The organism is Exilibacterium tricleocarpae (assembly GCF_007004655.1).
Classification (GTDB): Bacteria; Pseudomonadota; Gammaproteobacteria; order Pseudomonadales; family Cellvibrionaceae; genus Exilibacterium; species Exilibacterium tricleocarpae.
Genome location: NZ_ML660087.1, coordinates 241308 through 257257, shown reverse-complemented (window position 1 = coordinate 257257; position 15950 = coordinate 241308). Strand labels below are relative to the sequence as shown.

The 15950-nt window shown below is 48.6% G+C and carries 10 protein-coding genes; all 10 read right to left on the bottom strand.

Translation table 11 applies throughout. The annotated features are described in order from the left end of the window. Nucleotides 1-34: 34 nt before the first annotated feature. The 10 genes from FKG94_RS01015 to FKG94_RS00970 all read right to left on the bottom strand — a co-directional run bounded on the left by FKG94_RS01015 (nt 35) and on the right by FKG94_RS00970 (nt 15937). Nucleotides 35-235: a glycine zipper domain-containing protein gene (locus FKG94_RS01015; protein ID WP_142902317.1), complete on the bottom strand. Its 201-nt coding sequence runs from the start codon at nt 233-235 to the stop codon at nt 35-37. 310 nt (nt 236-545) lie between these two features. Continuing rightward, nucleotides 546-1541 (bottom strand): sulfite exporter TauE/SafE family protein, encoded by a 996-nt coding sequence (locus FKG94_RS01010; RefSeq protein WP_142902316.1) that lies wholly within the window; start codon nt 1539-1541, stop codon nt 546-548. A 126-nt stretch (nt 1542-1667) separates the two neighbouring features. Then, nucleotides 1668-2099, bottom strand: coding sequence for an acyl-CoA thioesterase (locus FKG94_RS01005; protein WP_142902315.1), 432 nt, complete (start codon nt 2097-2099; stop codon nt 1668-1670). Between the two features lie 26 nt (nt 2100-2125). Continuing rightward, the gene (locus tag FKG94_RS01000; protein WP_142902314.1) at nt 2126-8020 is read right to left on the bottom strand and encodes a type I polyketide synthase; all 5895 of its coding nucleotides are present in this window, start codon (nt 8018-8020) and stop codon (nt 2126-2128) included. Nucleotides 8021-8031: 11 nt separating this feature from the next. Next, complete coding sequence (locus tag FKG94_RS00995) at nt 8032-8997, bottom strand: RnfABCDGE type electron transport complex subunit D (protein WP_142902313.1); 966 nt, start codon at nt 8995-8997, stop codon at nt 8032-8034. An 18-nt stretch (nt 8998-9015) separates the two neighbouring features. After that, nucleotides 9016-10932, bottom strand: coding sequence for a CRTAC1 family protein (locus FKG94_RS00990; RefSeq protein ID WP_142902312.1), 1917 nt, complete (start codon nt 10930-10932; stop codon nt 9016-9018). An 18-nt stretch (nt 10933-10950) separates the two neighbouring features. Beyond that, nucleotides 10951-11922: a DUF1702 family protein gene (locus FKG94_RS00985; protein WP_142902311.1), complete on the bottom strand. Its 972-nt coding sequence runs from the start codon at nt 11920-11922 to the stop codon at nt 10951-10953. Nucleotides 11923-11939: 17 nt separating this feature from the next. Beyond that, entirely contained in the window at nt 11940-14252 is a 2313-nt protein-coding gene (locus FKG94_RS00980; protein WP_142902310.1) for an efflux RND transporter permease subunit, read from the bottom strand. Further along, a complete protein-coding gene (locus FKG94_RS00975; protein ID WP_142902309.1) occupies nt 14236-15273 on the bottom strand; it encodes an SMP-30/gluconolactonase/LRE family protein in 1038 nt (345 codons plus the stop codon). The genes FKG94_RS00980 and FKG94_RS00975 overlap by 17 nt, the downstream gene beginning before the upstream one ends. A 112-nt stretch (nt 15274-15385) precedes the next feature. Next, on the bottom strand, nt 15386-15937 hold the full coding sequence (locus tag FKG94_RS00970; RefSeq protein WP_142902308.1) for a leucine-rich repeat domain-containing protein: 552 nt from the start codon (nt 15935-15937) through the stop codon (nt 15386-15388). Nucleotides 15938-15950 lie beyond the last annotated feature (13 nt).

The window sequence follows — 15950 nt, the reverse complement described above, 5'->3', positions numbered from 1 at the left end:
GCCTGTGAAATACCTGGATATGTGATGTGAGATTTCACTTCCCAGTTTTCTGTTTTTTCTTTACCTTGGTGCCGACGGTGACCCCCATAGCTACGCCCAAGGCCATACCTATGGCCAAACCTGTCCCGGTATCGTCGAGGGCTGTACCAAATATCACACCAAAGGCCACGCCAAACGCTACGCCCAGACCGATATAGTGTGCAATAGGGTCTTTGATCTTTTTTCGGTTACTCATTTTTACACCTTCGGCAACTGATTTTACAACTTGAACAACTGACGGCCAACCCAAAAGAGACCCTTCTACTCTTTCAACTTTCCCCGTACTCTACTTTCTTCGTACTCTACTTTCTTCGTACTCTACTTTCTTCGTACTCAACTTTCTCCGCAACTATACTTATGGAGCAAACACTTGTCGGCGCGACGAAAAATAAGTGGATTGCCATAAAAATCAATAAGCTAATTGAGATCGCGATTTTACCAGAGCCGGCAAATCGGGACAAATAGAGCATGATGGGCCGCTTGATGGGAAATTTACTGATGGTTAATCAAGGATCTGGTCGCGCCTCTTTATTGACTTTAAGTCGGAGAACATGACGACATTGGCAAAACAGATAATACGCCGCCAGTGCGATAAAGAACAAAATTACAACTTGCTGCGCTGCTGACAGCCTGGCCAGCATAAATGTCGACACCCCTTCCGTGATCAACAGAACCTTTATCAGAATAAACAAATATTGAGGCGAAGTCCGGCTCATAATATAGCCGCCTAAAGGCGCACCGATCATGACTATGGGGACCGATACGATCCAGCTATGACTGACAAAGTCAGAAATAGCAGTCGGCGTAAGCAACAGAATACAAATAGAACCCACTATGGAAGAAATCGCCATATAGGCGACAGAGGTCGGTATAAATCGCTTTGCATCCCTATTAAAAAAGAGAGTAAAAATAAAAAACAACAATGTATCGGCACCCGAACCGATAATCGACGCCAGCAGCCCGGATAAAAACCCGACAATAACAAGTGTTGTTACAGGCGTCGGTGCTTCCCCGAAGTCGCCACCCGCCTTATTATTGATATTTCTATGAATAAGAAGAATGCCGGAAGCCAGTGCAAACAGGCTGAATACCAGCTTGATGGTGGGATCTGCGAAGCTGATTAATGATATCCCCAGCGCCATACTACAGATAGTGCTCGGCATCAGATACAGGATAACCCTCCAATGTATCTTTAAACCGGCACTGTAAAAGAACAAGGTCGCATATGTCATACCTACAGACTGAATAAATAGAGAAAATATTTTCGTTTGTGAGGCATCGACCAACAACAGTTTGGTGAAAACGGGAAACGCAGCCGCACCGCCACCCAAGGGAGTAGAGCCGGCGATAAACGAGCCAAAAACCATAACCAAAGCACTGATCCAGTGCGACTCGAAAATAGACAAGTCCGCCTTATGAAACACATAGACTGACCAGGCGATCATGCCGGCAACAACGGCAGCAGGAAAATAAAGCTTAGTGGTTAGAGACAGCCTCTTCACTTACTATCACTCTTTCTTTCAACAACAGCCAACGCGAACCTGATTCCGGACCAGAATGTATTTGAAATGTCGAAAAAGCCGCCATAAGACTATTTCTGACAAACAACGCCGGTGGAAATCGGCAGATTATCGTTTTTCGAGCACTATCGCATCTAAAGCTTTCTCCAGCTCCGCCGGCAGCGCACAGGGTTCCAAATCATTGCCACGCCGCAACATTGAGCAGACTTCCTGGGCACCGGTGGCGACGAGCTTCCTTCCCTGTTCAGCGCTCTTAAAGTAATTGAACTGCATCTTTACCCGATTCTGCACTTTACTGACCAAATTCATTTCGATCACTACCTTGTCAAAAGCAACCAGTTCGTCAAAATATTCACAACTACAGCTTAATGTGATCAAGGCTAAATCAGTGTTTATCAATTCCAGAACACTGGGAGAGTGCTCGTAGATAAACATTTCACGGCACCTTCCCTGCCAGTTAAGATAGGAAGCAAAGTATACATTGCCCACAAGATTAGTATCCTGAAAGCTGACTATATGTTGATAGGTAAAATGGGCCACGTAGAAAAACCTGGTTTTAAAATACTTTAGTGATCTCTTCTCGGCCCAGCCCCTGTCGTACGCTCACCGATAAGCGAAACGCCGTATACTTCTTCATCAGATTTTTTAAGCATAGTGACGAAACCCAAATACTGAGGAGAGTTTAACTCATAAAAGTTTTTTGCTCTTTTGCACACTGAAAAATCCACACCGTCTTTTTTATCGCGAACTTTTAAAACAGCCTCAAAACAGCACCAGACCATAAAAACAGCATGGTCTGTATCAACGGCGAAATCACTTTCCAATAAGGTCACCATCTTCCGCGCCCATACAGGTAGAGCCTCACGTAAATCCCTTGTAAACCGGTTCCGACAAAACAGTTCCAGGTCACAGCCAACTGCGACACTCGAAACACAGGCCAATGAATAGTCCTGGCAGTGTGAAAAACTGATTTCACGCCGATCGGTCAGCCGTGGTTTCCTGTGCTCGTAGACAAGGGTAGCGCGGTCAATATTCAAGGTCCCCAACAATAAGTTCTTTCGCCGTGCTTTGTCGTCACCCTTTACCAGAGCGACATCGATATCATAAGTCTGGAATAGCCGCCTGGCCTCTCGTGTAAAATAGGCGTTAGCCAATGACCATAGCAGGGTATCCGGGTGCAGAATTGCCTCGATGCGACGTAAACGCAGACCCTGCCAGCGCTCGCAGATTTGGTTCTGTTCATTGTATATTTCAATATTGAACTCGATAAAATTCGAACTGACTTCACCCTCCGTCGCTGTTAGCCATACCTTTCCGCTCGACGGGTAATTCCTGATAAAGGAGATACTTTTAACCGACTCCGGGATCACTCTTTCATTTGGAATACACGCCTGCAATACGTGTATACACGCATCCCTGGCCCCGGCATCACCCAGCAGGAGACCGCTGACCATATACCGGCTAAACCAGGGCAAATCATCGACACAATTAACGGTCGCCTGACAGGCTTTATCACTTAACTGATAAAAGGAATCGACTCGCTGAAAACGTCCTCGGTTGAAATACAGGCTTTCATATAACGACTCGACATCAATACCTAAAGCGCCCTTATCTGTGTCTGAGCCAGGTTGGCATAGACCTTCGCCCGCCTCAAGTATGCTGGAGTACAGCCCACTGGCGTGGAGTATTTCGTAGCTGGTTGTCGAGCTGAAAACTCTGACTTGATATTGGTTGCAATTCATTTTTTGTGCGACAAAACGAACCTTAACAGCTTGTTCCGATTGGACAATTACGGGCTGCCTGAACGCCACTTCGTCGACTCGAATCGGGTGAGCCATACCGAGACTGGTCGCCGCCTGGGCCATTGCTTCGAGCAGCATAACACCCGGAAAAATGCAATCACCGTTCAATTTATGGTCTGCCAAATATAAATCCGTGTGCTCAGACAAATCGACATCAAAAACTGCCTCTGCTTCGGAGTAATAAAGTTTGGGTTTATTAAGAAACCGCAGCAGCGGCGGCAGGTACTGCTCCTCAGCCAGGGTATGGTGGCTGCCCCAACGGCTACTGACAAAAAGTCTGTCACTGGCGACATTCCTTTCAAACAATTCAACGAAAACTGAGCAGGCTTCACTTGACTTCAAAGGTGCGATACCCTGGTCAACCAGCGAGTCTATAATGTTCATTTTGTGCGCCATACCCTCTTCCGCCCATACCGACCAGTCCAGCACCAGTGGTTGACACTGTGGAATTTTGACAGACAACTTGCGAATACTTTGATACAACAACTCGTTAGCTACTGCATAATGGGCCTCACCGTGCAAGCCAAACTGGGCGATTACAGAACCAAAACCTACCAGCCACTTAAGGCTTTCCGGCGCAGCCAACGCGTCAGTAATGTATTCTACAGAGGATGCCTTGACAGCAAGGGTATCCTGCACATCGGTACTTTTTAAATGAGAAAAGCTACAAGGCGTGTTGATACCCGCCGCATGAATAATGCCATCGATAGAACCGGCCTCCCTCTCAATAGTAGCTATCGTTTGCTTTACATGAGAATGGTCACTTAAGTCACACTGATAGTAATCCACTTCGCCGTGTTCGCGTAAACGCTTCAACCCCTTGCGGGTCTCTATGGAATCCTCAGACGACGACCCTATCACTGCCAACCGACAACCAAAGCGTTGAATAAAATATTTGGCGCAACTGTTGCCAATACCTTTGGCTGCACCTGTAAAAATAAAAGTATCACTGCCTTTGGGTACTCTACCCTGCTCACTATATTCAGGATAAAACTGTCGTTTTAGCCTGGGTGTCAACAATTCACCATGTTCATTCACTCGGTAGGTTTGCCATCTGCGCTTTTCTTCACTGTTAAAACAGCCAAGATGCTTTTGCGCCAGATACTCCACTCGTCCCTCGAAATGGAGAAAGCATAACTCTTTTCGCTCCTTGCTGACGCTTTTTAAAAGCCCACTGAAACAACCACCGGGATCAATGGCCACCATATGCACCCAGCCTGCGGGATCTAGCAACTCCTGCAAGATGCAAACAACCTGTGGAATCTCCCGATACTCGGGTTGGGGCGGAAAAATGACAATAACGCCATACGAGAGCTGGTCGCTTTCATAAGGAGCGATCAGATCGCCGAGGAAAGGGGGTGTCTGCGCATCTTTCTGCTCGCCGATATATACCGTCTTCCAATATATAGTCGGGTCATTTTCCGTTTGAGGAACTTCGACAGGATAGTATTCATTCGTATAACAGCCGATCCAACGCTCCGCCGGTTCTCGCAGTTCATTGCTTTCATTATCACCATCGCCAGCACTATCCATAAGCGCGACTTTATTCGCCACCTCCTGCAGAGTAGACTCAGAGAAATCAGTGGGTGCTTGGGTGAGCTTTCTTTTTTGGATTCTCGCATACTTGACAATAATATTGGCTATCGCTATTGAGTTGAGATGTAAGTCATCCAGCAGCCTGTCACCTGCTTGTATCGCATCGATACTCAGGCCGGTAAAGTGGGATACCAGTTTTTGTAAAATGACCATACCATCATCTGATTCATTGACGGAAAACGCTTTTTGCTCATTTTCCGTCAATTGCCCGGGCCGATTAACCTTCTCAACGGCGTGCCGGTAATTTTCTTGTCGCTCAAACCTGCGCCGTTGATCCACGATTGAAAAGTCTGTGGGGCTGGAATCGAACCCTTCACAAGGATTGGAGAGATACGACAACGGTCGGCTTTTCAAGGGCGGAACGCTGCGATAGCGATACAGGATCGAAAAATCCACATCCACACCACGGCAACAACTGAGCGCTAGGGCCTTTAAAGTTCCCTCCATCGACTTGTCTGTCACATCAATATTTACGATGGACTTATTGCTTGTTTTCGATACGAGTTTGCTCAATCCTTTTCCCGGCCCCACTTCGATGATAATGTCGACATCCTTTTCCAACTGTTCTATAACCCGGGAAAATTGCACAACGTCAGTGACCTGCTGGTACAACAAATGGCGGAAATCGTCATCACCGCGAAGGGGTCGACCCGTGATGGTGGATAAAACCGGCACTGTGGGCACAGTGAAAGCCGTTCCTGCCAAAGTCCCGAAAAAAGCATCGGCTGCAGCTCTCATTGCCGGCGAGTGATAGGCACCATTCACTTTGAGAGAAACCACATTACAACCCTCGGCAAGCGCTTGCCGGGTAAGGCTTTCAAGATCAGCACATGGCCCTGAAATAACCCTGTTATCAGCTCCGTTTTCACAGGCGACAACTAAATCCTTCCCGCACAGTAGTGCCTCAAGTTTATCTCGCGGTGCAGTAACGCTTATCATGCCGGTGTTAACGGGTGTGTGACTATGCATTGCCCGGCCGCGGTCGACAACCAACTGCTTTATCTGTTCCGTATCGACCACACCTGCATAGTGCCATGCGGCCAACTCCCCAACACTATGACCGGCCACAACGGCAGCATTGATATTTGCAGCTTTTAGCCACTGTCCACCACTGATCTCATCGCAAACTATACTGCGTTGAACCCACTCAGTATTGCCTTTATCTACCTCTCCGTCTGGCACCAGGTCAAACAGTGCATAAGTTGAGCTAACAAAAGGAAAGAATCTTCGCATCCAACCGCCTTTCACCCCGACGGGGGCGGACTGCCCAGGATATATAAATCCGACTTTAGCTGCCCCTTCGACACAGCCACACACCCAAGAGTCCTTTTCGTACCATTGCCCCGGATTCAGAGTACGGGTTTTTAAATAGTCGAGTAATGAATAGACGGCTCTCTGGAAGTCACGGGGGCTTGCAACCACGATACAAGCTCGGAAGCGCTCTCCAACGGAGCTTTCGGCCAGCTTCTTCGCTAACGATGCAAGCTCACTATAAGACAGGTTGTATCCTATCAGGGCGCCCGCTTGCTCGCATAAATCAGACTGGTTTGGCGCCGATAACACAAATAACTCATGGCCATGTGAAAACCTGGCCAGCTGCTGCCAGGATTCTCCGCCAACGGTATTCGCCCGCTTTTCTTTAAGGACGGTCTGCAAACCTGTTTGAGCGGTCGATCTAACCCCGCCATCCGGACTATGTAAAACGATATGCGTATTAATGCCCCCAAATCCAAAACCACTGACACCGGCAACAGGTTTTCGGGTCTTTATCTCTACCGGTTCTGCCAGTGTCGACAACTTTATATCGCTCTCCTGAAATACCGGATGAGGCACTTCACAACCCGTCGTGGGGGGAATCACTTTCTCTTTTAGACACATGACCGACTTAATCACAGACGCCATTCCCGCAGCCGCTTTTGTATGTCCAATATTAGCCTTGACTGAACCGACTGGAATGCTTTCGGCAGCGCCGTCTATCAACTTGTTCAATGCGGTAAGCTCGATCTTGTCGCCCACCACGGTGCCGGTGCCATGGCCTTCAAAGAAAGTAACCGACTTCGGATCTGTTGCAGACATACCATACGCCCGTTGCAAAGCCAGCAGCTGGCCGTTGACCGTCGGCCTGGTCATACCGCCACGACCATCAGACGACATACCCCAGCCGTCTATATAGGCATGAATCGGCAGTTCAAGTGTGTCCGCCTTGTCAGCGCGCATCAAAATAATAAAACCACAGCCTTCTCCCGGCCAAAACCCATTTGCGTAGCGATCGTAAACCCGCATTTCCTCTCGTGCTAAGGCGCCCACCCGAGAAAACCCTACCAGCTCGAAAGGGTCCAGACTGAGGTCTACACCACCGCAGACCGCGACAGACCATTCATCGGCGGTGAGCTTCCTGCAGGCATTTTCAACGGCCAGCAAAGATGAAGCACAAGCACCGTCAACAGTAAATCCGCCGCCTTTAAAGTCATAGTAATTGCAAACCCTACCGGCTATCGTGTTGGCAAGGCCACCGCTCAAACTGTCTTCATTGGGCTGTGGAAACCGGGACTTCAACAGCAATTCCGTATCGGAAATAACGCTTTGCGCCGCCGCCTCGTCGATATCCGGTTGCGATGCCAGGGCCTGCTTTATAGCCTTTTGAATAAACGGCCACCGTAACCGTATTTGTGAAGATCGGGAAAACTCACCGGTCAGCGTATTGCCGACAATTACGCCGGTTTTTTCCCTGAGTTCATCAGTGAATACTATACCCGAGTCAGCCAGGGCCCTGTCGGCCATATCCAGTGCCAGCCAATGAGTTAAGTCGGTTACCTCAAATGTGCTTTCGGGAATTCTAAATTTCTGCCGGTCAAACCGATACCCCTCAAGCAACGCGACTTGAATCGGCGTGATTTGATCCCACGCCTCACTCTCACCAATATAGGCATCCAGGTCTAAACGCGATGCGGGCATATCCCGGAAAGCCTTCTTTTTGGCAATAACATTCTCAAAAAGCCCCTGTGCGGAATACGCGTCAGGATAACAGCAGCCTATACCGACGATCGCTATTTTATGGATCATGAAGCTCCCCTCTATTTAGCTCGACTAAGCTGGTATCCGTAACGGATACCGGCAAAACTAAATTTCTGAGATGCATACGCCCACCAGCAATAGAGGCCGCGGACAAAAGTCGTGATGGTTAAGGCATAGAACAGGCCAAAGACCACGTTAATCTCCATAAAGAACGCGTACAAAACTGCATTGCTTAAACCAAACAGTATCTGCCCGCGTTTGGAAGCCGGTGAAGTTGGCGGGTCTGTAATCATGTAGAAACTGAATAGAATAAATGCTATTCCCGTCATGGGAATCAAACCCGCCACCAGGGACGTATCGTGCCACCAGGCCCGGACCGCGGCTTGAACGACAAAGAAGAAGAACCAGGAGATGATCAGGACAAGGCGGTCGGTAAACCGCCAATTGAGAAAACTTCCCGCGCATAAAAGCACCAGGGGTATAATCCAGTCCCAGATGCCCACCAGGCCCTCTGCAAACTGATACGGCGGCGCAATGCCCACCCACGGGCAAACCAGCAAAGTCACCGATATACCAAAATTGGAAGGGTTCAGAAAATGTCGGTAAGAAGTCCTCTTGACCGGTTTCTCGGGGTTGGTCTTATCAATAAAGCTAAACGGGGCTTTGATAAGTTGTTTCGATGCAATCGCTATAATCACCGCAAACGCCAGTTCACCTAAACTCCCGTTGGAAAACAACAGCATGCCGATAGCCAGGCTGGTAATATAAGCAGGTAAAAAGTGAGCGATCAGCTCTCGCCCCTTTAAGCGCAGATAAGCCGGCTCCTTATTAAAGGCATACCCCTCCAATACGTCGATGGATAATTGGAACAAAATCGCTACGCTCACCGTGAAAAACGGTGTGATAGGGGCCATCTCAAACCCGAGGATACTATGACCGAGAATATTGAGGGCGGTTAAGGCAAGAGAAAATCGCAGTAACCCACCGAAACGACGAGCAGCTACCCATTGCATTTGTTTATTCATCAGAGTAACTCCTTGGGATCAGATGAGATAGATTGTGTGTCTTCCCGGTAACAAATCAAAGGTCTGCCGGCGTTTTTTGCCCGACAAATCGATCCACCTGATCTCAACCGGAATCCTGCGGAATTCGGCGACATGCCCCAGACCAAAATGGATATCGGGACTGTTTACGCCTGAGTGTCCATTTCCTCCGTCGACGAAATCAATACGACTTTCATTGACCAATTTGGCGGTGGCGCCGATTGCCGGCCTCGATTTGGGGAGCGACGTGGTGGATTTTGCCAAAAAACTTGCCATCTGCGGTGTCGAGGCAACCGGAATCTTAAGCGACAACTGAAGACTTTTGTTATTATCCACCAACTGATTTTCATAGAGCACAGAGGGTTGCCATTGATTACCGGCAACGAAATCCAGATCACCGTCACCGTCAATATCGGCGATGGAAATTGCCCTGGTAACCAGCGGTTCAACCTCCATATCCATAGTCGTCGAAATATCGTAGTAGCGACCGTCGCCAGCCAGCGCATAAAATGCATTTTTCACATGTCCGCTCAGATCATCGCCTTTTCCAAACTCGGGCCATACCTGTGCGTGGCGTAGCAAATCGTCATTACCCGTGGCCAACTCGTGTAGCTGCGGCCAGCGGTCGACTTCGCCTTTGAGAAAACCGGTTCCCTGGACAATCTCCACTTTGCCATCGTTGTTAAAGTCAGCAAATTTCGCATCCCAGGACCAGGCCGACAGCCCGACGCCCATATCCTCACTGCGGTTGACATAGGGTGCAATACCCCGTTTGAAAGCGCTGGCATCGCCGGTAGAAACAAAGGCAAAATGGCTCTCGCGAAGTGCATAAACCTGGGATATATTACTGACGTAAATGTCCAGGATGCCGTCGTTATTCAAGTCGGAGAAATCCACTCCCATGCCTTTGAAGGAATCATGTCCTAAACGGTGCGACCGGGGCACCAGCACTGAATATTCGGCTTCCACTAACCGAAATGCCATTCGCTTTCCATCTGAAATATTGTGCAGTAATTTGTCCGGGCCAAAGTCGTTGGCAATATAGATTTCGGGCAACAGGTCACCATCCAAATCCGCAGCGCCGATCGCCAGGGTCCAGCCGTTTCGCCATTGATCAGGGAATAGCGAGGACACGTCTCTAAATGGTGCTCGAGAGTGCTTATTGTCATAAAGAAAAATGCGATTCATACCCGCATTTCCAGCCCTCGACATAGAGTGTTGCATCACTTCGCTGACGTAGCTGGTGGCGTCCAATATCGCACTGTCTTCGGGAAAGTAGTTACCGAAAATCAAGTCAATATGACCGTCTCCGTTAAAATCAGCCTGGGTAGCGGCATTGGTATACCAAGCTTCCGTGGGTGAGACCAGATCAACCGGAAAAAAATCCGCAGCGGAAATCGTCGAAGCACCGGGGCTTTGAAAAAAAATCAACGGGCTCCGCCCCCAGAAATAGACAATAACATCCCCATTTCCGTCTTCATTAAAGTCACCTGGGAGACACCCCATAGGGGCGATTGAATTTTTCGAGTTCTGTGGATAGCCTAAATAGAAACTATCGTACTTCCCATGTAACGATCGGATTTCGATCGAATCGGTGCGTGGATCGACGAGACACAGATCGTTGGACAATCCGTCGTCATTCAAATCATAGAGTGCCGTTGCCGACCCCACAGACGAAATCCACCCTGAAATATGTTCGATTGCCTGATTAACCGCTCTGATGGTTCTTTTGGGCTCTATATCGTTATCCAACTCGGTCGATTTAAAAGTAAAACCTTTAGAAAGCTGTCGCCCTTCCTCGTCGGACAAACTGTGGTTGTTCAGCAAAGTAAAGTAACTCAATAACAGCGCTGCAACCGGCCAACAGTAGAAGACGACCTTTTTAAAAGTCACATTATGCCTACCGTTTCTGTTCATCCCAGTCACCTCCCTTTTCTATATTGTAGAGCGAACCGAATGCCGCCACTTTTGATAACTCTCCGGGGTTCCTTCTCCTGAAAACTTGGCTTCGAAAGATCGACATATATCCGCCAAATCACTTTGCGTCCGGCCCGTAACAAGCAAGCTGACATCATTGACATAGTCATCACATCTCCCTTCAAGAGCCCGGGCACAAGCTGCAAATGCACAGCCTTGAGCGAAGTCTCTCCGATAGCGTGAGGAGGCGGACAGCAGTCTATCCGGAATATCGGGACTATCGTTATAAGTGCCGGCATAGACGGCAGCCAGGCCAATACCGCTCCATAGTTCACCCTGCGCCTCAACAGGCCAGGTCAATATCTGTTGATGGATTCTTTCGGGACTACCACAATGGACAAACCACATAGCGCGCCCAACGCCTTGCAGATATACACTCCTGCTCGCGCCTCTAAACCTTATTTTTCGAGCGGTAACAATCCTTTTTGTGTAAAAAAAAGTATCGTGAAAACCCCAGCCATCCAAAGCCAACCAACGCAACAACGGATGCATACCTTTAAACAACAGTGAACGCGACCAGGGTATCTTTGCAAATGTCCAACCTATTCCGACATAAAAAAGATACTTATACGATTGACTAATTTTAAGAAATTCCAGATATTGCTTTCTCTGGCTGAATGCCCGGAGTGTGGCATCAATGATCGAGACAGACATTGCCGCACCTTCGTACCTGAAGCCACGAAATCTATCCTCCACTCCTAAAGCTAGTGATAGCTTATCGACATCTCCGTTATCCAAAGCCAGATTAAAGCCTTCTACAAAGTTTTCACCAATATTTTGCAAGTGCTGCGTTTGCTTTGGGCAGGTGGTGTCAAAGCCCCGATAGTCGAAATCCACCTCCCTCTTGGAGAGATACAGCTTGGACTTAAAAAAATCCGTTAAAGGTGCACTGCCCTCTTGATTTTGAAAACTAGCCACTCTTTTCGTCATTATGGGGCTCCTTGAACTTAGGGCCTTGCGGTTATCTCAAGAAAGTCTGTATTTTTCTGTTGTGTCTCCGTCTGCAAGGCCTGCATGACAAATACAGTGACTACCGCCGCAACCGTGACCGCCGACATAAGAACCAAACCCAACTGTGTATTTGCCGGTACAGTCGAGAAAAGCAAGATGCCAAATCCCAGCAGCATAATGAGGCAATCGACTAAGATCGCAAATACAACTGTTTGCTTTAGCAAAGCGTCACGCTGATAGAAATAGTGAATCGAAAAATCGACACCCACTCCGAGACACACTGCAATAAACATTGACGTTGCAATACCTAAGGGAATAGACAACCAGCCCATAATAGCCAGGGAAGCCACACAGGCAAAAATAGAGGGTAAAGTCAGCACCGCCGCCGGCATTGGGTGGCATGTTATAAAACACATGCAGACAAAGATGCCCCCAATAGCGAGCATTACCGATGTTATCTGTGAAGACACCAAGCGGCTGATCATATTCTGGCTCTTGTACACATCACCACCAAAAGTCATCTTGCCTTGCATGGGTTTTAGTACCGATTCGTGAAATCCCTTCGCAGTTTCAATAATCAACCCGGTATCACGGTAATTCGCCTCTTTCAAATAGATATTGACCATTGCAGTCGTCAATGTGTCGTTCACCACTTCCCGGCGCCGGTGCTCTCCCCGCCCCAGGTCAATCTTCCTCCACATCTGGCGAATGTTTATCGGGTCGGTCGGTAATTCATACCGGCCATCGGGTCGACCGTCGGCCAGGTGTTTAGCCACCCTCAGATGTACAGCCGGCCCTAACACACCGCCAACACTGGGCAGTTGTCTGAGTCTTTCCTCAAATCTGTCAAATGCTTCGATAATATCCGCTTGGTGGAAAGGTGGGATATCCTGGCCGTTATCGGGAAACGAGACCCTTATCCGCAGGATGTGCGTGCCCAGCAATGCGCTGTTAACTTTTTGCATGCTTTGATAGAACGGGCTGGTTTTAGCAAAGCCCCGCACCCAGCCATCCTGCACTTCAAGCTGAACAAGCCCCAAAAAGAGCAGAGCGACCGTCGCTGATACTATAAGTGTGTACTGCGACTTTCGAATGCCGCATCCCGAGGCCATTTTTCGACTGAAAGCACTTAAAAGCTCTACCAGCGTAAACCTTCGCTTCCCAAGCTTGATGGGCTTCAGAGTTAGGACAGCCGGTATAAACATCAGCGACCAGAACATACAAAAGAAGATGCCAACCGCAGCCCAAATACCCATTGCTCTCAATGAGACCAGATCGGCGGACACAAAGGCCAAGAAACCAAGTGCTGTTGTGACAGACGTCATAGCGATGGCGACGGCTAACCGGTTAAAGCTCCTGGCGTTAAACAACTTGCTGGTCGCGATACCCTCTGCCTGAGCGCTGCGGTACCAGGAAAAGAGATGCACTTCATCGATCAGGCCCATCGACATTAGGATAATAGGCAAAACCGATGTCGTCAGATATATGGACTCGCCACTCCAACCGTACAAACCAAAGGTAAAGGCCAAACAGGCTAAAACCTCGGAGAAACACAGAGCCACAACGCCACTGTGTTGAAACACAAGCCACAGTATCGCCGCTACGGCCAAAACGGCGAGAGGCATCATATAGGCCAAATCGCGCAAGATATGATCGCCCAGTCTATTTTCCGCAACGGGTGCGCCTACCAGGTGAAGCTGGTGCATATCGTCCTGGTGCTGCGCAGCTATCCGGCTTAGCTGATCCAATAGCTGCGGCCTCGACATATCTTGCTGTAAGCTGACTATGACCGAAGCGCCGGAGTAATCCCTGCCGATAAGCGTTCCCGCCACTATCCTGCCCGCCTCGATATCGGCCCTTAATGCCTGTAGCTCTCTTTTTGTTTCCGGTATTGGCACAAGAAACGGGGCGTAATTGAAGGAATCCACCCTGTCGCGCCCCTCAGTGGCCAGACTGTAAACTTGTCTTATATCAAAGCCCGGTATGCGGCTGACGGCTTCGGTCAGCTCCGCCACCAGGGAAAGCGTATCCCTATTGAGTACGCTTTCTCCATTGCGCCGCTCCAGATATATTACAACTTCTTCGCCAAGGTTAAACTGCTCACCAATCTCTCGATCGGCAAGCCTTGACAGATTGTCATCCGTCACCAGGGCGTCACCACCCAACTTCAGCTCAATAGAGAATAATCCAGGCAGGCACAGCAACAAAACAATGAAAAAGCACCCGATAGTTAGCCGGGGATGCCTTACAGCCACATTAGAAATTGCCTGTGGCTGCAATCCAAAAACCGTTTTAACGGGAGGTGACATTATTTAATCCGTTAACGGCAAAGACTTGAACTCTATTATTGCGGGTATCAGCCACGTAGAGATTGTCCACCGAGTCGATACTGATACCCTCGGGAAACAGGAATTTCCCGGAACTCTCTCCTCGCGCACCATAGACTCCCAGGAATTTTCCTTTTCCACTAAATTTTTGCAAACGGTGATTGCGACGATCAACCACCCATAAACTATTAGCTGAGTCAATTGCCATTCCCTTTGGCTCCACAAACTGGCCCTCTCCCGTTCCGACACTGCCGAATTCATCAATAAACTGCCCTTTCGCAGTAAACCTTTGAATGCGATGATTGGCTGTATCTGCCACCAGGACATCCCCATTGCGGTCTATCACCACGTGGGTCGGCTTACGCATCTGACCGGGCTTGGTACCGAAACCACCCCAGGAAAGCAGGTGTTTCCCCTCAGGGCTGAATTTCTGTACACGGTGATTGCCGGTATCCACGACATAAAGCATACCTTTTGCGTCTATGGCAATTCCGGTAGGGTTAATAAACTGCCCCTCTTTCGTGCCCTTTGAGCCGAAAGCGTGCAGGAATTTGCCAGGACGTTCGCGTAAATTTGACGAGCCCACTTCGGTCTTTTGCACCCGGTGGTTTTGGGTATCCACAATATAGAGCTTTCCTTTGCGGTCGACCGCCAGACCATGAGGCTCCTTAAACTCGCCGTGTTGGTCCCCGCTGGTCCCCCATTTATCCACAAACTGCATATCATGGGTGTAAACGCGAACCATATCCCGTCCCTTATCAGCCAAGACAACAAGGGTGCGGTTGCTACTCTTACGGTCCAAGGCAACGATCCCCTGTATGGAATTGAAGCGCCCCAGGGTCACACCACCTTCCCCGTACTTGTATTTATAGGTAAGCAGGCCTGATTCCGGTTCTGCCACTGTGTTGAGAGGCAATACTGTCAAGCTGGCGGCTATTGCAAGCAGCTTAAGGAGAGTTACCCCCGGTCCACAATTTACTTCACTAAGCTTTTTCCCAAACATAAACACCTCTTCACTGTCTTTAGTTGTAAATGAAAACTATGAAATAGCGACGACGTTGGTCTTCGTTTTATAGTTTCCCTAAAAACCTATTCCATAGTTTATCGAAATCGCGTTAGCCGGGCTTAAACCTTCCCTCAATTTTGGTGTTGTGCAACTGACGTTTCAGCCTGTTAACAGCCGGTTTTGATACTTGGGTATAGGCCAATCCAAGCCATTTAAGATTCTTCAGAGTAGACAATTTCTGCAACCCCTGATCCGTGACTTGTGTATAAGTCAGATTCAGCCGCTCTAGCTGATGCATTTTTCCTAACTTGGCAATACCGGCATCAGTCAACTTCAACAAGTGTAAATCCAACGCTACGATCGATCCTATATCGGTTATATGATCGATGCCTGCATCTGTGATATCGCCGCCGAGTCTTAACTTAAACAGGCTGGGCACTTCTGCCAGATGGCTCAGGCCGTTGTCACCACCTTTCCAAAATGAACCAATGGAAACCATAATGCCCCTATTGCCATAGTGATCTTCCTTGTATTCAATCGCAGCCCCTAGGGCTTTCAGCTTTTTAATAGCACTGTTTTCAACATCTGCAAAACTCGAAGCGGTAGAGAGCAATAAGGTAAGAAGCGCTAATCTATTTATAACAGCGGCTATTTTTTTCATTGACTACACCCTC